Annotated in this window: 18 protein-coding genes and 1 tRNA gene; 3 read left to right on the plus strand and 16 right to left on the minus strand. The window is 66.6% G+C overall.

The window, feature by feature from the left end; translation table 11 throughout:
- Positions 1-99 precede the first annotated feature (99 nt).
- The 9 genes from EPY72_RS15050 to EPY72_RS15090 form a co-directional block, all read right to left on the minus strand.
- Positions 100-921, minus strand: coding sequence for a CheR family methyltransferase (locus EPY72_RS15050; protein ID WP_135806964.1), 822 nt, complete (start codon positions 919-921; stop codon positions 100-102).
- Positions 918-1,424 carry a chemotaxis protein CheD gene (locus EPY72_RS15055; protein ID WP_135806965.1) on the minus strand — a complete coding sequence of 169 codons (507 nt, stop codon included), beginning with the start codon at positions 1,422-1,424 and terminating at the stop codon, positions 918-920. The genes EPY72_RS15050 and EPY72_RS15055 overlap by 4 nt, the downstream gene beginning before the upstream one ends.
- A 2-nt stretch (positions 1,425-1,426) precedes the next feature.
- Positions 1,427-2,608 carry a chemotaxis protein CheC gene (locus tag EPY72_RS15060; RefSeq protein ID WP_135806966.1) on the minus strand — a complete coding sequence of 394 codons (1,182 nt, stop codon included), beginning with the start codon at positions 2,606-2,608 and terminating at the stop codon, positions 1,427-1,429.
- A complete protein-coding gene (locus EPY72_RS15065; RefSeq protein WP_134671935.1) occupies positions 2,605-3,216 on the minus strand; it encodes a chemotaxis protein CheC in 612 nt (203 codons plus the stop codon). The genes EPY72_RS15060 and EPY72_RS15065 overlap by 4 nt, the downstream gene beginning before the upstream one ends.
- On the minus strand, positions 3,213-5,294 hold the full coding sequence (gene cheA / locus EPY72_RS15070; RefSeq protein ID WP_135806967.1) for a chemotaxis protein CheA: 2,082 nt from the start codon (positions 5,292-5,294) through the stop codon (positions 3,213-3,215). Before cheA ends, EPY72_RS15065 begins: the two co-directional genes overlap by 4 nt.
- A gap of 6 nt (positions 5,295-5,300) precedes the next feature.
- Positions 5,301-6,338: a chemotaxis-specific protein-glutamate methyltransferase CheB gene (gene cheB / locus EPY72_RS15075; RefSeq protein WP_135806968.1), complete on the minus strand. Its 1,038-nt coding sequence runs from the start codon at positions 6,336-6,338 to the stop codon at positions 5,301-5,303.
- On the minus strand, positions 6,335-6,697 hold the full coding sequence (gene cheY / locus EPY72_RS15080; protein WP_134671932.1) for a chemotaxis protein CheY: 363 nt from the start codon (positions 6,695-6,697) through the stop codon (positions 6,335-6,337). The genes cheB and cheY overlap by 4 nt, the downstream gene beginning before the upstream one ends.
- A 92-nt stretch (positions 6,698-6,789) precedes the next feature.
- Positions 6,790-7,329 carry a chemotaxis protein CheW gene (locus EPY72_RS15085; protein WP_244605597.1) on the minus strand — a complete coding sequence of 180 codons (540 nt, stop codon included), beginning with the start codon at positions 7,327-7,329 and terminating at the stop codon, positions 6,790-6,792.
- A gap of 57 nt (positions 7,330-7,386) precedes the next feature.
- Positions 7,387-8,010, minus strand: coding sequence for a DUF7500 family protein (locus EPY72_RS15090; RefSeq protein ID WP_244605598.1), 624 nt, complete (start codon positions 8,008-8,010; stop codon positions 7,387-7,389).
- Between the two features lie 174 nt (positions 8,011-8,184).
- Between EPY72_RS15090 and EPY72_RS15095 the strand changes: the two genes are divergently transcribed.
- Positions 8,185-8,409, plus strand: coding sequence for a TrmB family transcriptional regulator (locus tag EPY72_RS15095; protein ID WP_135806969.1), 225 nt, complete (start codon positions 8,185-8,187; stop codon positions 8,407-8,409).
- 245 nt (positions 8,410-8,654) lie between these two features.
- A complete protein-coding gene (locus tag EPY72_RS15100) occupies positions 8,655-8,855 on the plus strand; it encodes a hypothetical protein (RefSeq protein ID WP_134671930.1) in 201 nt (66 codons plus the stop codon).
- Between the two features lie 490 nt (positions 8,856-9,345).
- Here EPY72_RS15100 and EPY72_RS15105 read toward each other — a convergent pair.
- The 3 genes from EPY72_RS15105 to EPY72_RS15115 all read right to left on the minus strand — a co-directional run bounded on the left by EPY72_RS15105 (position 9,346) and on the right by EPY72_RS15115 (position 11,116).
- Positions 9,346-9,419: transfer RNA gene (locus EPY72_RS15105), tRNA-Thr, on the minus strand.
- Positions 9,420-9,436: 17 nt separating this feature from the next.
- On the minus strand, positions 9,437-9,916 hold the full coding sequence (locus EPY72_RS15110) for a GNAT family N-acetyltransferase (protein WP_135806970.1): 480 nt from the start codon (positions 9,914-9,916) through the stop codon (positions 9,437-9,439).
- Positions 9,917-11,116 (minus strand): phosphoglycerate kinase, encoded by a 1,200-nt coding sequence (locus EPY72_RS15115; RefSeq protein ID WP_134671928.1) that lies wholly within the window; start codon positions 11,114-11,116, stop codon positions 9,917-9,919.
- Between the two features lie 277 nt (positions 11,117-11,393).
- On the opposite strand from EPY72_RS15115, the gene EPY72_RS15120 reads away from it, so the two are divergent.
- Entirely contained in the window at positions 11,394-12,704 is a 1,311-nt protein-coding gene (locus EPY72_RS15120; RefSeq protein ID WP_134671927.1) for an ABC transporter substrate-binding protein, read from the plus strand.
- A 100-nt stretch (positions 12,705-12,804) separates the two neighbouring features.
- Here the strand turns inward: EPY72_RS15120 and EPY72_RS15125 are convergent, their stop codons facing one another.
- From EPY72_RS15125 to EPY72_RS15140, 4 genes are read right to left on the minus strand one after another with little or no spacing between them, the layout of a single operon-like run.
- Positions 12,805-13,509, minus strand: coding sequence for an ABC transporter ATP-binding protein (locus tag EPY72_RS15125; protein ID WP_134671926.1), 705 nt, complete (start codon positions 13,507-13,509; stop codon positions 12,805-12,807).
- Positions 13,506-14,303, minus strand: coding sequence for an ABC transporter ATP-binding protein (locus tag EPY72_RS15130; RefSeq protein WP_209019639.1), 798 nt, complete (start codon positions 14,301-14,303; stop codon positions 13,506-13,508). Before EPY72_RS15130 ends, EPY72_RS15125 begins: the two co-directional genes overlap by 4 nt.
- Positions 14,304-14,335: 32 nt before the next feature.
- Positions 14,336-15,700 carry a branched-chain amino acid ABC transporter permease gene (locus EPY72_RS15135; RefSeq protein ID WP_134671924.1) on the minus strand — a complete coding sequence of 455 codons (1,365 nt, stop codon included), beginning with the start codon at positions 15,698-15,700 and terminating at the stop codon, positions 14,336-14,338.
- Positions 15,697-16,809 carry a branched-chain amino acid ABC transporter permease gene (locus EPY72_RS15140; RefSeq protein ID WP_135806971.1) on the minus strand — a complete coding sequence of 371 codons (1,113 nt, stop codon included), beginning with the start codon at positions 16,807-16,809 and terminating at the stop codon, positions 15,697-15,699. The genes EPY72_RS15135 and EPY72_RS15140 overlap by 4 nt, the downstream gene beginning before the upstream one ends.
- Positions 16,810-16,963 lie beyond the last annotated feature (154 nt).

Genomic DNA, 16,963 nt, shown 5'->3' on the forward strand with positions numbered 1-16,963 from the left:
TCCGCCACATTAATCTTCCCCCTGAGTTATCAGTACTGATACTGTCTATGACGGGGAATAATCCGGATCCTAATCGGTTCTACGACCCGTTTCGGTGCGTCATCGCCGAATGGGTATATCGTCAGTTTTCTTATATACGCGGAGTCGGCGAGCCACCGGTTCGAAGCACGGCTTGAGCTGTTCGGGCAACGTCTCGGTCTTCCCGATCACCAGATACCCGCCCTTTCGGAGCGACTTCGAGACGGTATCGAGGATCGGGAGCTTGTGCTCGGCGTCGATGTAGATGAACAGGTTCCGACACACGACGAAATCGAAGTCGCTCTTGGGATCGCCGTTGATGAGGTCGTGGCGCTCGAAAGAGACGAGGTCCTTGACGACGTCTGCGACCTCGAAACGGCCGTCGTCTGGTTCGACGTACCGCTCGTACTCCTCGAGCGGCGCGAGCTGCTCGTCGATGTCGGTGGTTCGAGTGCTCTGGTAGACGCCTCGGCGCGCGGCCGCGAGTATCTCGCGGTCGATGTCGGTCGCGGTTATCTCGACCTTCGACTCGTCTACCTCCGGGTCGTCCAGCGCCAGCATCGCCAGCGAGTAAGGCTCGCGGCCGTCCGAGCAGGCCGCGCTCCAGAGCCGGACCCGACGGTTCTCGGCCGACAGCGACCGCAGAACCGATCTGATCTCCGCCCACACGTCGGGGTTGCGGAAGAAGCTGGTCACGTTGACCGAGAAGGCGTCGAGCAGCGCCTCGCGTTCGTCTTCGTCCTCGCGCAACAGCTCGTGGTACGCACCGTACTCCTCGCAGTCGGTCCGTCGCATCCGCGAGGAGACCCGGCGATCGAGATACGCGTTGTCGTAGTAGCTGGTGGCGAAGTCGAGCTCGTCCTCGACGTACCGGAGCAGCCGGTCGAACGCGTCGTCGCTCACAGCTCCACCTCCCCGTCGGTCGCGCTGGTGATCGTGAGCGTCCACGTCCGCGGGTGGACCCGAACCGACCGACCGTGGCTCCCGCCGACGTCGGCGGCCACGACGCGAATGCCCCTGTCGGCGAGCGCCTCGCGAGCCGCCTCGGCGTTGCGCTCGCCGACGCCGGCGCCGACCCCCGAGAAGTCGAGCATCTGACTGCCGCCCGCGAGCTTGGCCTCGACGCGGTCGAGGTCGGCGCCCGCGTCGGCGACCGCCTCCAGCAGCGCCTCGACTCCGGTCGGGACCGACTTGGCCGGTCGCGCCTCGTCGTCGGCCGGGGTCGGAAGCATTACGTGCGCGAGCCCGGCGACGCCCGCGGCGGGATCCCCGATCGCGATCCCGACACACGAGCCGAGCCCGCTGGTCGTGAGGACGGTGTCGGCGGCGGCGACGCCGATCTCGGCGACGCCGACTCGAACGCGGTCGGGCGGCCCGTCGCCCCGGAGCGGGCGCTCGGCGGTCATCGTCACAGCGACCCCGCTCTGGTCGAGCGTTCGGCCGTGGCGTCCGGATCGATGTCGTCGAGGGTTGCCTCGAGTTGGGTCTCCTCGGGGATCGCGTAGATCTCGCAGTCGAACGCCCGGTCGTCGGCCCGGATGGTGGCGTCGAACAGGAACGCGAACGCCTGTCGCTGGCCGAGCCGCGCGACTACCGAGTCGGCGACCGCCCGGCCCATGTCGTCGACGAACTGGGGCGTCGAGATGGCGATGGTCGTGTCGAGGACGTTCGCCCACCCGTCGACGAAGCTACTCGTCATCACGTTCCCGATCTCCCGGATCGCGCTCTCGGCCATCTCGTCGAACGAGTCGGTTGCGGCCGCGTCGGGCGCGAGCGCGTCGACGACCGCTCTGGCCGACGACTCGTCGAACAGGATCAGGACGTAGCCGTCAGGCCCCTCGCCGAATCCGAGCACGACACCGACGTGACGGCGGTCGCTGAGTTCGGCGGGGATGGACTCGATCGGCGCGAATCGGAGTTCGGAGATGTCGACGGAGGTGTCGATTCCGGTCATCGCCGAGACGCTGTCAGCCGCGGTCGCGGCGCCCGATTGGGCCATCTCTTGGAGCGTCGAGAGCTTCGCGAGCGGGACCGAGCCGTCGCCGCTACCGTCCGACAGCATCCGCGTCATCGAATCGTTGTCGGGGAACATGTAGAACTCGAAGTCGAGGGCCTCGCCGACCGCGCTCAGCCGGCTCCGGAAGACGAACGCGCGGTCGCTCTCGAACGACGCCGCCTCGAGGATGTCCGCGTCTGTTCCCTCGACGTACGTCGGCGGCGTGATGTCGAGGGTGGTCGACAGCCGGTCGGCCCACGCGTCGACGAACCCGCTGGTGACGATGTTGCCGACCTCCTGGACTGCGCTCTCGTCGAGGCCGTCGCCCGGCAACAGCGCCCCGAGCACGGTCTCGACGCCCTGTGGCGGGAACGACAGCACCGTCGCCCCCGAAATCTCGCCGTCGAAGTCCACGACCACACCGATGCGGTCCCGATCCTCGCGGACGAGGCTGTCCTCGCGGGCGAGCGTGACCGCGGTCACGTCGGCCGTCGTCTCGATCCCCGTCAGTCCGGTGAGATTTTCGGCCGCGCGCTCGGCGCCGTCGTGGGCGGTTCGGCTGAACGATCCGAGCGCCTCGATGTCTACTTTCATATGTCGATCTGCTTCATGAGCTCGACGAGCTCGGGGAGCTCCGGGAAGGTGTACACCTTGACCTCCACGTCCGCGTCGCGGGCGTGAACCCGTGAGTCGAACACCAGCGCCATCTCATCCGGACGGCTCCCCATCAGGTTCTCGACCATCCGCGACCCCGCGCCGTAGGTGAACTTCGGCGTCGAGATGTCGATCGTCGTGTTGAGGACGTTCGCCCACCCGTCGATGAACCCGCTGGTCATGATGTTGCCGATCTCCTGGACCGCCGACTTCTCCATGTCGGAAAAGCCGTTCGACGACCCACCGGAGTCGCCCGGCAGCATCCCCGACGCCAGTGTCTTCGCGCTCCGAGCGCTGAACAGGAACAGGATGTACCCGTGCGGGGACTCGGTGAGCTGGATGTGGATGCCGACCTGTTTGTCGTGGCCGACATGGGTCTTGATGTCCTCGATGTCGAGGAAGTTTATCTTCGTGATCTCCATCTCGGTCTCCATTCCCGTCATCTGGTTGAGATGGTCAGCGACGGTGTTCGCGCCCTCCTTTGCCATCTGATTGAAGATGGTGAGCTTTCGTATGTCTACCTTCAAGTTCGAATCAGCTCCGCTCATAGCGTCTCCACGTCCAGAATAGTCACCACGTCGCCCTCGCCGAGGACGGCCGCACCCGACAGCCCCGGGATGCCCGAGAGGATGCCCTCGAACGGCTTGACGACGACCTCTTCCTGACGACTCACGGCGTCACAGTGGATCGCGACCTGGCGCTCGGACTCTTTGACCCGAACCAACATCCCGTCGCCGTTCTTGGTCTCGCCGGGGACGTTCAGCGCCTCGCCCAGCCTGACCAGCGGGTAGACCGTGTCGTCGTGGGTCACGACCTCCTCGCCCTCGACGGTCTTGACGTCCTCCATCCGGCGGATCTCGTCGACGTTCTTGATCGGGATGCCGTACTCTTCGTCGCCCGACTGGACGAACAGGATCTTGACGATCGCGACGGTGACCGGCAACGAGAGACCGATAGTCGTCCCCTCGCCGGGTTCGGAGTCGACCTCGATGGTGCCGTCGAGTCGCGTGACGGTGTCCCGGACCACGTCCATCCCGACGCCGCGACCGCTCACGTCGGTCACTTCCTCGGTCGTCGAGAACCCCGCGTGGAAGATGAGCTCTTGGGCCTCCTGATCGTCGAGTCCGTCGGCCTCCTCGCGAGTCATCACGTCCTCTTCGACCGCCTTGTCCCGGATCGCGTCCGGGTCGATGCCCCGGCCGTCGTCCTCGACCTCGATCGTGACCCGGTCGCGCTCGCGGAACCCGCGCAGTCGGATGTTCCCCTCGCGGGGCTTGCCGGCCGCTTCGCGCTCGTCGGGGGACTCGACGCCGTGGTCGGCGGCGTTGCGAAGCAGGTGCATCAGCGGATCGCTGATCTCGTCGAGGATGGTGCGGTCGAGCTCGATGTCGGTCCCCTCCATCTCGAAGTCGATATCCTTGTCCTGAGAGCGCGCGAGGTCTCTGACCAGCCGCGGGAACTTGTCGACGACCTTCTTGAGCGGGACGAGCCGCATGTCCATCACGGTGTCCTGAAGGCTGGAGGTGATCTTGTCGAGTTCGTCGAGGTGGTCCTCGGCGCTGTCGAGTTGGGCCTGCTCGACCGACCGTCGGAGCTTGATCCGACTGGTCACGAGCTGTTCGACCTGTCCGTGGAGGTCGTCGAGTTGGTCGACGTCGACCCGGACCGTCTGGATCTCCTCGATCTGCTCGGTGTCCGGGCCGGAGTCGTTCGAGCCGCGGTCGGAGTCGCTGGACTCGGAATCGGCGTCGGCGTCCTCCGAGTCGTCGTCCCCATCGCTTGACGCCTCGTCGTCGGCCTCGGCCGCCTCGTCGGGTTCCTCGTCCGCCGCCTCGGCCGCCGCCCCGACGGCGTCGGCGTCGACCGCCGAGACGGTCCCGCCGGCGATCTTGCCGACCGATTCGATCACGGCCTCGACCTCGCCGGCGCTCTCGGCCGCGACGAACGCGTCGAAGCCGTCGTCGTATTCGCCGTCGTTGATCGCGTCGACCTCGGGCGTCGTGCCGAGAAGTTCGAGGTCCTCGGAGAGCCCTTCGAGCGCGAACATCCCGTCGACGCCCTTCATGTCGGGATCGCCCATGTCGACGTCGGCGTGGAAAACGTCCCCGTCCGCGTCGGCGAGCGTCTCGGGGTCGTCGAACGCCGCGATCGCTTCCGCGACCGCACCGTCACTGGTGGCGTCGTCGGCCGATCCGTCGGACTCGTCGTCGGCGCTCGGGTCGTCGGCCGCGTCCTCCTCGCCCGGTGCGCCGCCTCGCTGGATGGCGTCCCGGATCTCGGCGATGGTGTCGTCGGCGTCGATGTCGGACTCGCCGTCCTCGGCGATCTGATCGAGCGCGTAGTCGATCTCGTCGACGCCGTCGAACACGAGGTCCATGATCTGGGGGCCGACCTCCATCCGACCCTGCCGGATCTCGTCCAGCAGGTCCTCGATGGCGTGGGCGAGGTCGCTCTCGGCCTGAAAGCCCATCGCCCCGAAGTTCCCCTTGAGCGTGTGGGCGGTCCGGAATATCGAGTCCATCGCCGCCTCGTCGCTCGGGTCGTCTTCGAGTTCGAGGAGCGAGTTGTTCAGTTCTGTGACGTTCTCTTCGCTCTCGCGTATGAAGTCTTGTAAGTAGTCGTCCATGTCTTTTCACCCGTCCTCTCGGATCGTGTCGAGTATCGCCTTCCCCATCTCGTCTGCGGACCGCACGTCGTCGACGCTGCCGGTCTCGATGGCGCGGGCCGGGATGCCGAACACCGAGCACGACGCCTCGTCTTGGGCGAGGGTCGCGCCGCCGACCGCGCTGATGGCCTCGATGCCCGCCGCGCCGTCTTTCCCCATGCCGGTGAGGACGACGCCGGTGAGCGGACCGGTGACGGTCTCGGCCGCGGTCTCCATCGTCACGTCGATCGCGGGCCGCACGCCGTGAAGTTGAGGTTCTTGCTGGAGGCGGATCCGAAGCCGGCCGTTGCCGTAGCCGGCGACCTCCATGTGGTAGTCGCCCTTCGCGACGACCGCTTGGCCGCCCCCGATCCGCATCCCGTCCTCGGCCTCCGAGACGTCGTACTCGCTCCGACGGTCGAGACGGGCCGCGAACCGCTCGGTGAACCCGTCGGGCATGTGTTGGACGATCAGCACGCGGAGGTCGGCGTCCCGGGGCAGGTCCGAGAGCACCTTCTCGACGATCCGCGGGCCGCCGGTCGAGGCGCCGACGATCAGCGTCGGGTTCTCGACGTACTCGTGGTCGGCCGCTACGACCTCGTCGGTCGCGCTCACGTCGCCGGCGGAGGCGGGGTCGGCCCGCGCGGCCGACCGGACCTTCTCGACCAGCGCGTCGCCGTGGGCCGAGATCTCGGTCGAGACCTCCCCGCCGGGCTTGGCGAGGAAGTCGACCGCGCCTTTCTCCATCGCCTCGAACGTCGCTTCGGCGCCGTCGTCGGTGTGTGCCGACAGCATCACCACGGGCGTGGGGTTGCGCGCCATGATCTCCTCGACCGCCTCGATGCCGTCCATCCGGGGCATCTCGACGTCCATCGTCACCACGTCGGGGTCGTGTTCGGCGACGGCGGCCGCGCCCGCCTCGCCGTCGCCGGCCTGCGCGACCACGTCGAACCCCGCGTCTTCGAGGATATCGGAGATGACCGTCCGCATGAAGTGCGAGTCGTCGACGACGACTGCCTTCGTCATGCTGAGATGACGTCTTCGATGGCGTCCATCACGCTCGGTTTCTGGAACGGTTTGGTGATGTAGCCGTCGGCCCCGGCCTTGATCGCGGCCTTCATCTTCTCTTCTTGGCCGATACTCGTACACATGATGATGTTCGAGTCGGGGTTCGACTCTTTGATCTCGGTCGTGGCCTCGATGCCGTCTCGGATCGGCATTACGATGTCCATCATCACCAGATCCGGATCGTGTTCCTGATACAGTTCGATCGCTTCGACGCCGTTTTCGGCCTCCGCCGCGATTTCGAACTCCTCTTCGAGGATCTCTCGCAGCAGATTCCGCATAAACTCCGAGTCGTCGACGATCAAGACGTTGCGTGCCATATCAGTTACCTACCGGTTGTTTGAAAGGGGGTGAAATAAATGCTCCCCTGCGATTATCAGTCGTGAAGTCGCGTCGCCGTCGGTCGGTCAGGTCATTGGAGTTGGTCGATGATCGCGTCGATGTCGATCCACACGACGAGATCGAGCCCCGCCTCGTCGGGCTTGCGGATGATGCCTCGCGAGACGCGCTCGGAGATGCCCTGGGTCTCGAGGTTCGAGAGGTCTTCTTCGGTGTCGATCCGGTCCTCGGCGTACGTCGCGACTTCGAGCACCTCGTCGACGCGGATGCCGATCTTCTGTTTGTCGTCCGACCGATCGAGCACGAGGACGTTCTGTTCGTCGGAGTCGGGAGCCTCGCCCTCGACGCCGAGGAACGTCCGGGGGTCGATGATCGCGGTCGTCTCACCCCGGAGGTCCATCACCCCGTCGACGGAGTCGGGCGTCCGGGGGATCCGAGTTACCTTCTTTATCTCGACGATACTGTCGACCTCGTCGATGTCGACCGCACAATGGTCCTCGCCGAGCCGGAACTCCACGACCTGCTTGGTCTCGACGTCCCGGGCTTCGACGGGGACTTCCTCGGCGGTCCCGTCGGTCTCCTGTGCCTGCATGATACTCTCTACTTCGAACATAGAACGCCACGACATAAAACCCGGCCTCGGCTCTCGGAGATGATAATCGGGGCGATCTCAGACGTTCTCCGGCGGGAACACCATCCCGCGGTCCTCGCGGACCGCTTCGACGAGGTCGGCGATGCTGTCGTCCGGGCCGAGGTCGTAGGCCCGAAGGATGGCCTGGAGACACGACGGCGAGTATCTGACCCGGACGTTCGACTCGGTCAGTAGAATACCGAGCACGTCCTCGACCGCCGTGTCGGTCGTGAGCTGTTGGGCGTACCACCGCAGGAGGCTGTCGAACACGGTTCCGACGTCGTCGGAGAACATCTGCTGGTGGCTGACCGCGTCGTCGGACTTCGCGGAGACGTGAAAGCCGTAGCGGGCGCTGGTCCCCTGGAGGTCGTCTTCGAGCCACTCTTTGACCGCGCCCGAGTCGGTCGGCCCGGCGTCGACCGAGCGGTCGGCGGCCTCCCGCGGGGCGGGGTCGAGTTCGTCGGTCGACTGCTCCGGGACGGAGGGCCGGCCGTCGGTGCCGACGACGTACCGCCCGCTGTCGAGTTGGACCACGCTGTCGTCGTCCTCGATGTCGAGTTCGTCGGGTGACAGCGCCGAGCCTTCGCCAGCGTCCGGCGTATCGTCGCGGCTCAGGGCGGCCAACTCCTCGGGGTCGAGGCCGTCGTCCGACGTCGGAGCCATTGTGAAGGTCTATCGTTCGATTTCATATAAAGCCTCCGCCTGTACGAACGTAGAGGACAGTGACGGTCGGCCACCGCTCGGGACACCCGACAGGGCGGACAGCCCGACCCCGATTTTCGACGATCGTTGTAGACAGGGTTTATTATCGTCGAACTACTGGCTCCCAGTATCAGGATGAGCGTTCAACGACCGACGACACGCGACCGAGCACTGCCGACCGAACTAGAGTCGCCGCGCGCGAAGCTGGTGTATCTCTACCTCCGAACCGCGGCGGCGTCGCTCGACGACCTCGAATCGGATCTGGAACTGAAGAAGATCACGCTGTACAGCATCCTGCGGACGCTCCGCGAGCGCGATCTGGTCGAAAAGCGCGACGAGGAGTTCGCGGTGTTAGAGTAGCTACTCCTCTTTTTCTTCGGGACAGAGCTGTTCGGGGGTCCGTTCGTACCGGGGCGTCGAGACGAACCGCTCGATGCGTTCGCGTTCGTCCTCCGAGAGCGTCATAGACGATGGGACTCACGGAAGGGGTAAAAAGACGGCGGGCAACTGTCAGATCGCCGTCCATCCGGCACGGCCGCGCCGGCCGACTCGAATCGTCGACTCGGGAACAAATATTTTATACCGGGAACGACCAGCAGAAACCGTTGAAGAAAACGCTGTCCGCAGTCGTCGGCCGGGTGAAACGCTACCTCGGGTCGTCGACTTCCGAGTCCGAAGAGGGGGGTCGCGACGCCGGGCCCGACCTCTACGAGTGTCGGGGCTGTGGCGAGGTGTTCATCTCGCGTCCGTCGGAGTGTTCGAACTGCGAGAACGACGACTTCGCGAACGTCGGCAAGTTTCGGTGACAGCAATCGAGGGTCGGTATCTCTCCGACCGTCCGAGCGGGGTACCATCGGAGCGAACGCCTACCCTGTGCTCACCGACCCGTACCACCGGTGATTCGGTTCGGTACGATGGGCCCCACGAAGCCGCCGGCGCGTCGGCTGTGTTGTATTCGGGAGATCGCGGCGGGGCGTCGAAGATCACGTCGCCGGCCCGAGAACGACCGGCGCCGCGTCCGATCGTGACTGGAGCGTAGACAAGCGATCGGATCTCGGGGAGTCGACCGCGACGACCCCCGAGATCACTCCACCGATCCGTCGGGATCAACGAGCCACTGTCTCGCCGGAACCGGGAGTAACTGCACTTTAACGGACAGATTAGCCGCCACGATGGTCTCCGTTCGGCGACGACCCCGAGATCTCGGGGCCACGTTGGTTCGATCGGTCCAGAAGTCGGCGAAGCGACCGACGGCTCGATCGAGAGTATCGGTTCGAGGAGAGCCGCCGGCTCGGAAGCCAGGGGTGGGATTTGAACCCACGAACTCCCGATTACAAGTCGGGTGCTTGGACCGCCCAAGCTCCCCTGGCGCGGATCGACGTTCGCGCTACTCCTTTGTGAGCGTATCGCTTTCGGGTCGTTTTTCGAGTTCGACCCTGTGGGGGCGGTAGCCGTGCCGGCGGTAGAACCGCCGGGCGGCGTCGTTGTCGGCCAGCACGTCGAGCACGACCGTGTCGACGCCGGCCTCGGCCAGCGCGGACTCGGCGGCGCCGAGCAGTTCCGAGCCGATCCCCTCGCCGCGTCGGTCGGGGTCGACGTAGATGTTCCGGACGACGCCGCGGTCGACGTCCTGTTCGTAGGCGCCCGACTCCGTGGCGAAGCCGACGAAGCCGACGATCGAGTCTGCCTCCCGAGCGACCAACAGCCGGTCGGCGACCGACTGTCGGACGAAGGCCTCGCGGACGGTCTCGCGGTTCTCCTCGGCGAGCAGGTGCGAGCCGAACGCCCGCTGGCTCGCGGCCAGTTCGACCCACCGATCGGCCACCGCGCCCGCGTCCTCGACCGTGGCGGCTTCGACGACGACCATTCACCCGCGCAGTACTTCGACCGCCGGGAGCCGTTCGCCGGTGAGCATGGCGAGCGCCGCGCCCCCACCGGTGCTGACGTGGTCGAACCCCTCGATTCCGAACCGGCGGATGGCCGCGGCCGTGTCGCCGCCCCCGACCACGCTGTACTCGGCGTCGGTCGCGGTCTCGAAGAGCCGCCGGGTCCCGTCGGCGAACGTCTCGTCCTCGAAGACGCCCGCCGGTCCGTTGAGCACTACCGTCCCCGGCCCCGTGACGGTCTCGCCGTACGCCTCGACGGTCGCCGCGCCGATGTCCATCGCGGCCTCGCCCTCCTCGGGCGGGAGGTCGGCCACTCGGATCTCGTGGCGGTCGCCGTCGCGCTCGACCGCCACGTCCTCGGGGAGCCGGATCCGATCGCCGTGTTCGGCCAACAGGTCGGCCGCCCGGTCGATCTCGTCCCAGTAGCCCTGCTCGTAGATGAAATCGGCCGACGCGTCGCCGAGGTCGACGCCGTCGGCGAGGAGGAAGACGTTCGCGACCACCCCGGTCGTCAGCACCGCGTCGGCGAGCCCCCGGTCGAGGACGCTCTCGACGACCGCCAGCGAGTCGGGCACCTTCGCGCCCCCGACCACGTAGGTCCGGGGCTCGGGGGTTCCCTCCATGCCGCCAAGCACGTCGAGTTCGCGTTCCATCACCCGTCCGGCGTACCCCGGAAGCTCGACCGGCAGGCCGACGAGCGAGGGTTGCGAGCGGTGAGCGGCCGCGAACGCGTCGTTGACGTAGGCGTCGAGCGCCGGGGCGAGTCCCTCGACCAGATGGGTCTCGGCGGCTCGTTCCGGGGGAAACTCCATGTACTCCTCGCTGTAGAAGCGAGTGTTCTCCAGGACGACCGCCTCGCCGTCGCCGAGCCCCTCGACTGCCCGGCGGGCGTCGCTCGAAAACGTCGCGTCGGTGTACCCGACGGGGGCGTCGAGCAGTTCGTCGAGGCGGTCGGCGTGGGTCCGGAGAGGGCTGAACTGGTCGCCGCCGGGTCGGCCCTGGTGGGCGAGCACCGCGACCCGGCCGCCGCGGTCGAGCAGTTCCGAGAGGGTATCGACGTGCGCGCGGAGTCGAGCGTCGTCCGCGAGATCGCCGTCGTCGGTGAGCGGACTGTTGATGTCGATTCGAACGCCGAGTGTGGTCCCTTGAACGGCGAGGTCGTCAAGGGTCTGGATCGCCATACGTGTCCGTGCGACAGCGCGAGCAATATATGTGTCGGGCTGGACGACAGATACAAATTCGGTAGCGAGTGAATTGTTTGAGTCACCGACCATGCGACCGCGAGTTCGGCGACCCGACCCACTTTCACACGGCGGTCCGTGTCGGACGGATTCGGGCGCTAGCGGCGCTCTCGACCGGTCGGTCGCGCGGAAACGACGCCAATACGCACGTTATTCAACTGTTTACCTGAATTGATAGGCTCATACTTATGTCAGATGATGTTGGAGTTGTACTGCCATGTCATACCACACGAGAAGGCGTGACGTCCTTCGGGGCGTCGGCGCGATTGGCACGATCGGTCTCGCGGGGCAGGTGGGTGCGACCGCGAGCGCGAGTCAGGACGGCGGTCCGGACCTGCTGACGGTGATCGGCTACCCCGAGAGCGGCATCCAGTTGTTCCGGGACTACTACAGCGTCTCGGACGGCGCCGAGGACATCCTGATCCCCGACGGGCTTCAGGACGCCGCGCTCCCCGGACAGGTCGGCAATCCGATGGACAACGTCACCGGCACCGCTCCGGCCGCCGGGGGGCCCAATCAGGAGGCGTTCACTCAGCTCTTCCGCGACGAGTACGACGCCAGTCCGGGCGTGTTCACGTCCCAGTCGTACGACTCGACGGCGGCGCTCGTGCTGGCGAACGTCGCCGCCGGCGAGAACAGCGGGCCCGCGATCAGAGATCAACTCCGTCGGATCGCGAACCCCGACGGCGAGGAGTACGGCCCCGAGCGGTTCGTCGAGGCGGTCGAAGCCGTCGCGAACGGGGAGAACATCAACTACCAGGGCGCGTCGAGCGCGGTGAACTTCGACGAGAACGGCGACCCGGCGTCGGCGGCCTACTCCATCTGGGAGTTCGGCGGCATCGACGCCGAATCGGTCGAGACCATGGAGACCCAGACGTTCGAGGGCGAGAACCCCGAGGGCGCGGGTCCCAGCGCCGAGGAGTCGCCGGGCGGGACGGGCCGCGAGGTGAGCGTCGGTATCCTCCTGCCCGAGACCGGCGATCTGGCGTCGGTCGGCCAGCCCATGATTCGAGCGGCCGAGCTTCCGGTCCAACAGGTCAACGAGTCCGACCTCGATCTGACGGTCAACGCCCAGTTCGAGGACACGAACACCTCGCCCGATCAGGGGGTCAGCGGCGCGCAGTCGCTCATCAGTTCGGGCGTGCCGGCGGTGTGTGGCACCGCGTCGTCGGGCGTGAACGTCCCGGTGTCCCAAGAGGTGTTCATCCCGAACGAGGTCGTCGGGTGCTCGCCGTCGAGCACCGCGCTGTCGGTGACGAATCTCGAAGACGACGACTTCATCTTCCGGACGGCCCCGAGCGACCAGCTTCAGGGGCGGGTCATGGCGCAGGTCGCCTCCGAGCGACTCGGCGCCCAGAGCGCGGCGACCCTGTACGTCAACAACGACTACGGCCAGCAGCTCTCAGAGCGGTTCAGCGGCGTCTTCGAAGAGGAGTTCGACGGCGAGGTGTACGACCAGATCAGCTTCAACATCGGCGAATCGTCGTACACCAGCGTCATCAATCAGGCGCTGTCGAGCGGTAACTGACCCGCGTTTTCGCGGCCTTCGGACCGCCTCGCCGATCGGCTGACCGACCCGCCGACGGTCGCGACCGGCGGGCGCCGTCGGTCCGCATTCGAGGACGAACCTACCCGCCGAGAAACTCCTGTCTGACCTGTTCGTCGTTGAGCAGTTTCCGGCCCTCGTCGACGTACCTGTTCTGTCCGTTCGCGAGCACGTAGCCCCGATCACACCGCCGAAGCGCTTCCTTGGCGTTTTGCTCGACCATCAGCACCGCGGTCCCGGCGTCGTTGATCTCGTCGATCTTGTCGAACATCTCCTCGACGAGGTCGGGCGCCAGCCCCGCGCTCGGCTCGTCGAGCAACAGCAGGTCGGGGTCCAACATCAGCGCCCGGCCCATCGCGAGCATCTGCTGTTGGCCGCCCGACATCGTGCCGGCCTTCTGGTCCCGGCGCTCTTCGAGGATCGGGAACCGCTCGTACACCTCCCGGAGCGCCGCCTCCGGAACTTCGTCGAGGATGTACGCGCCCATCTCTAAGTTCTCCCGGACGTTCAGCGCCGCGAACACGTTGTCGCTCTGGGGGACGTAGCCCATCCCCTTGTGGATGACGTCCTCGGGCTTCGTGGCGGTGATGTCCTCGCCGGCGAACGTCACCGTCCCGGCCATGTGGGTCGTCAGTCCGAACACCGACTTCATCACCGTCGACTTGCCCGCGCCGTTCGGCCCAACGATAGTGACGTACTCGTCGGCGCCGACGTCGAGGTCGACGTCGGTGAGGATCTGGAGGTCGCCGTAGCCGGCGTCGAGGTCCCGCACCTCCAGCAGGCTCATACCTCACCCCCGAGGTACGCCTCGATGACGTCCTCGCTCTGTTTGACCTCCGTCGGCGTGCCGTCCTTCAGGATCCGGCCCTGATGCATCACGATGACCCGCTCGCAGTTGTTCATGATGAGGTCCATATCGTGTTCCACGATGAGGAAGGTGTAGCCCTGCTCGCGGAGTTCGTGGACGTGCGCGAGCAGTCGCTTCTCCAGCGAGGGGTTGACGCCCGCGAACGGCTCGTCGAGCAACAGCACGTCCGGGTCGGTCAGGAGCGCTCGCCCCATCTCGAGCAGTTTGCGCTGGCCCCCCGAGAGGTTGCCGGCGTACTCCTCGGCGAGGTGATCGATCTCGAAGAAGTCGAGGACCTCCCAGACGCGTTCGAGCTGGTCGAGTTCCTGACTCCGGACGTCGTTTCGCAGGCCCGGGGTGACCGACCGCCACAGCGACTCGCCGACCTGGCCCTTCGGCGCGAGCATCATGTTCTCCAGAACGGTCATCTCCTCTAGCTCGCGGGCGATCTGGAAGGTCCGGGCCAGACCTCGGTTGGCGATCTCGTGGGGCGCCAGCCCCGTGATGTCCTCGCCGTTGAACCGGACCGCGCCGTCGTCGGGGTCGTGCATCCCGGTGATGAGGTTGAACGTCGTCGACTTGCCCGCGCCGTTCGGGCCGATGAGCCCGGTGAGCGTCCCCTTCTCGACCTCGAAGCTCACGTCGTCGACCGCGACGATGCCGCCGAACGTCTTCCGGAGCCCCTCGACTTCGAGCGGCGTCGATCGGTCGACCGCCGCGTCCTCGACCGGGATGGCGGGGTCCTCGGCGGACTCGTCGGCTTCGCTCACGGGCGTTCACCCCCGTCGGTCGCGGCGGCCTCCTCGGGAGCGTCGCGGCGGTCGGGCCGCGAGAGGTCGATGGTCGAGGCGGTCTCCTTGCGGTGGCCCAACATGCCCTCGGGTCGGTTGTGCATCAGCCAGATGAGCACGACCCCCATGATGACGAGCCGGAGCTGGCTGATGCTGTTGAGCGTGTAGACGAAAAACGGCACCGGGTCGAGCGAGCCGACCGCCGCCATCGCCTGCCCGAAGCTCCCCGGCCCGTCGCCGAGATCGAGCGCGGCCTCCACGAGGTTCTTGAAGTACCGGGGACCCTCGTACAGCAGGGCCGCGAACACCGCGCCGCCGAGGAAACTGCCGGTGTTCGAGCCGGCGCCGCCGATGATCAGCGCGATCCAGACGAAGAACGTGATGTTGGGTCGGAACGACGGCGGCGTGATGCTCCCGCGGCCGGCGTACCAGAGGATGCCACCCAGCCCCATCAGCGCACAGCCGAGCACGAACGACTTGAGCTTGAACCGGTTGGTGTCTTTCCCCAGCGCGTTGGCGACGTCCTCGTCTTCCCGGATGGCCTTCAGGACGCGCCCGAACGGCGACTTGCCGGTCCAGGTGAGCAGCCAGTAGTAGAGCCCGACCACGAGCAACAACACGAGCCCGTACACCACCCCGTCGACGACCGGCTTCGGGTTGTTCGCGATCAGGTTCGACTCGACGAACCCGACGAACCCGAGGTACGGGTCCCAGAGGAACAGCGTCCGCAGGAGCGCTTCGAGCGGCGACGGATAGTTGAGGATGAGTCCGCCGCCGCCCCCGAGCCCGACCGTGTCCGCCGCGAGATCGATTCCGAGCACGGTGTCGGGCACCTGGAAGGTCTGGAACGTCCGGGACATCATCGTAAACCGGACGATCTCCGAGAACGCGATCGTCACGATCGCGAGGTAGTCGGCCCGCAGTCTGAGCGCGGGGAGCGCGACCAGCAGTCCGAACAGCGCCGCCGCGAGCACGCCCCCGACGACCCCGACGGCGAGCGGGAGCCCGAACCCGCCGACCTGCGCGGCCCCGCCCTGCGCGACCGGCGGCTTGGTGATCACCGAGGTCACGTAGACGCCGATCCCCATGAACCCGACCACGCCGATGTTGAACAGCCCTGTGTACCCCCAGTGGAGGTTGAGCGCCAGCGCGAGCATCCCGAACACCCCGATGTAGAACGTGAGGTTGGCGATGGAGTTGAGCTGTCCCCGGAGGCTGTATCCGAACACGACGCCCGCGAGTACGTACACCACGTAGATGACCGCGAGCACGGCGAGGACCAGTCCCACGTCCCGGTCCCCGAGGTCGGCTACCCGGTCGCGGAGGCCGGTGGCGCTCATGCCGTCGTCCTCCCGCCGAAGATGCCCTTCGGCTTGAACAGCAGGATGACGATCATCACCATGAACGCCGCCGCCCGGCCGAACTCCGAGGGGACCCAGATGACCGACGTCGAGGCGGTCACGCCGATGATGATGCCGCCGCCGATCGCGCCGTAGATCGACCCGATCCCGCCGAGGATGACCGCGGCGAAGATCAACAACAGCAGGAGCCACCCGTCGTTGAACCCGAGAGTTCCCTTCCAGAGGACGAACATGTAGCCGGCGACGCCGGTGAGCCCGCCGCCGATGATCCATGTGGCGCGGACGACCCGCTCTGTGGGGATGCCGGTGATGCGGGCCAGATCCTCGTTGTCGGACATCGCGCGCATCGCCTTTCCGAGTTTCGTGCGCTGGAGCAGGAGGTGGACCCCGAGCATCAGCCCGACCGAGACGACGAGCAGCGTCGCGTCGTGGGCCGTGACTCTCACCGTCCCGTCGACGACGGGGACGCTGGCCCGAGGGACGAACCCGGCGGCGGTCGTCCCGCGGACGTCGGTGCCGAACACGAACACGAGGAGATACCGGAGCGCGAACGCCACCCCGATGGAGGTGATCAACAGCGTGATGCCGCTCTCGTCGCGTATCGGCCGGTAGACGACGCGGTCGATCACCAGCGCGAGCGCCACCGTGGCGACGCCCGCGACGACCGCTCCGGCGGCGACGGCGATCGGCGACGTGGTGACCCCGATGCCGAGCGCGCCGCCGAACACCGAGCCGCCGGCCCCGACGAGCAACAGCGAGCCGACGTCCGCCTCACCGAGCCCGGCCAGCAGGTAGGTCACCGCCCACCCCGAGAACGCGCCGGCGGTGATGTAGTCGCCGTGCGAGAAGTTCGCGAAGTTGAGAATACTGTACGTCATCGAGAGGCCGATGCCGGCGAGGCCGACGATGAGCCCCCGAAGCAGCCCGTCCCAGAGGAGGGCCGCGACGTCGTGAAACTGCACGCGCCCGGCCGCCAACCCCGCGGCGAGGAACCACGCCATCCAGAGCCCGATCAGGCCGACCACGATGGCGAGCGGTTGGTCGACGACGAGTCGCCGACCGCGCACGTACGTTTCGGAAACACCCATTCGATAACACTCCCCACACGAAGTGCGGAATCGATCTATAAGAAGATTTGCGACCGATAATCGGTATAGGGGACGACAAAGCGCTCGTTTTCGACGGCGGCCGCCGGCCGAGTAGCGGTAACGTGACGTTACGGTTCCGGGACCGACGTGTCGA

The organism is Halorussus marinus (genome assembly GCF_004765795.1).
In the GTDB taxonomy this organism is placed as follows: Archaea; Halobacteriota; Halobacteria; order Halobacteriales; family Haladaptataceae; genus Halorussus; species Halorussus marinus.

What these genes read in the sequence shown, in the direction of transcription:
- EPY72_RS15060 (WP_135806966.1), bottom strand. Translation starts at nt 2,608, where the DNA reads ATGAAAGTAGACATCGAGGCGCTCGGATCGTTCAGCCGAACCGCCCAC.
- cheY (WP_134671932.1), bottom strand. Translation starts at nt 6,697, where the DNA reads ATGGCACGCAACGTCTTGATCGTCGACGACTCGGAGTTTATGCGGAAT.
- EPY72_RS15120 (WP_134671927.1), top strand. Translation starts at nt 11,394, where the DNA reads ATGTCATACCACACGAGAAGGCGTGACGTCCTTCGGGGCGTCGGCGCG.
- EPY72_RS15065 (WP_134671935.1), bottom strand. Translation starts at nt 3,216, where the DNA reads ATGAGCGGAGCTGATTCGAACTTGAAGGTAGACATACGAAAGCTCACC.
- cheB (WP_135806968.1), bottom strand. Translation starts at nt 6,338, where the DNA reads ATGACGAAGGCAGTCGTCGTCGACGACTCGCACTTCATGCGGACGGTC.
- EPY72_RS15115 (WP_134671928.1), bottom strand. Translation starts at nt 11,116, where the DNA reads ATGGCGATCCAGACCCTTGACGACCTCGCCGTTCAAGGGACCACACTC.
- EPY72_RS15090 (WP_244605598.1), bottom strand. Translation starts at nt 8,010, where the DNA reads ATGGCTCCGACGTCGGACGACGGCCTCGACCCCGAGGAGTTGGCCGCC.
- EPY72_RS15135 (WP_134671924.1), bottom strand. Translation starts at nt 15,700, where the DNA reads ATGAGCGCCACCGGCCTCCGCGACCGGGTAGCCGACCTCGGGGACCGG.
- EPY72_RS15140 (WP_135806971.1), bottom strand. Translation starts at nt 16,809, where the DNA reads ATGGGTGTTTCCGAAACGTACGTGCGCGGTCGGCGACTCGTCGTCGAC.
- EPY72_RS15095 (WP_135806969.1), top strand. Translation starts at nt 8,185, where the DNA reads ATGAGCGTTCAACGACCGACGACACGCGACCGAGCACTGCCGACCGAA.
- EPY72_RS15055 (WP_135806965.1), bottom strand. Translation starts at nt 1,424, where the DNA reads ATGACCGCCGAGCGCCCGCTCCGGGGCGACGGGCCGCCCGACCGCGTT.
- EPY72_RS15125 (WP_134671926.1), bottom strand. Translation starts at nt 13,509, where the DNA reads ATGAGCCTGCTGGAGGTGCGGGACCTCGACGCCGGCTACGGCGACCTC.
- cheA (WP_135806967.1), bottom strand. Translation starts at nt 5,294, where the DNA reads ATGGACGACTACTTACAAGACTTCATACGCGAGAGCGAAGAGAACGTC.
- EPY72_RS15085 (WP_244605597.1), bottom strand. Translation starts at nt 7,329, where the DNA reads ATGTTCGAAGTAGAGAGTATCATGCAGGCACAGGAGACCGACGGGACC.
- EPY72_RS15110 (WP_135806970.1), bottom strand. Translation starts at nt 9,916, where the DNA reads ATGGTCGTCGTCGAAGCCGCCACGGTCGAGGACGCGGGCGCGGTGGCC.